The organism is Fervidicella metallireducens AeB (assembly GCF_000601455.1).
In the GTDB taxonomy this organism is placed as follows: Bacteria; Bacillota; Clostridia; order Clostridiales; family Caloramatoraceae; genus Fervidicella; species Fervidicella metallireducens.
The window spans coordinates 1-542 of sequence record NZ_AZQP01000161.1 but is presented as its reverse complement, the minus strand read 5'-3'; the positions used below and the strand labels follow the sequence as shown (position 1 = coordinate 542).

1 protein-coding gene is annotated in these 542 nt (G+C 24.2%); it reads right to left on the bottom strand.

Annotated features, from left to right (window positions below; all coding sequences use genetic code 11):
- Positions 1-180: 180 nt before the first annotated feature.
- Entirely contained in the window at positions 181-429 is a 249-nt protein-coding gene (locus Q428_RS14285; RefSeq protein WP_035382149.1) for a hypothetical protein, read from the bottom strand.
- Positions 430-542 lie beyond the last annotated feature (113 nt).

The following is a 542-nucleotide window of genomic DNA, read 5'->3' as shown; positions in this document are numbered from 1 at the left end:
TTTAATTCATAAAAAATAGCATCTTTTTTCCCTTGCTATTCTTGACATAAAAAACATCTCTTCCTAAAACGTTGCTTTAAATCTGAATTGCTTTAGAAAGGAGATGTTATTCATTTTTTCTATATAATCCTTATATATCCATATAACCTATAACCATATAACGTTTATATCTATTTCTTATTATTCATCTTTCTCTAACTCTTCTGAATTTAAAATTAATACTGGTTTACATTCTTTTTCAATTCTTTCTATGTATTCTTTTTTTATGTAATTATTCAATGCTTCAACTAAAACATCTTTTGATGTTTTTCCTTCCATCAATGCTTGAAGTTTTAGTGCCTTATCTAGTTTTTCAGGTATAAAAAAAGTTCTTTTTACTCCTTTTGTATTTTGTGCAATTGGAATATTACCTATAAGTTTTGTTTTCATAGCAAATTCCTCCTTTTTTCATTTCATCTATATTTTAACTTAATTATAACTTTATACATAAATACAGTCAATATTATTTTATGTATAGCTGTATTTTGTCATTATTCTCCTTG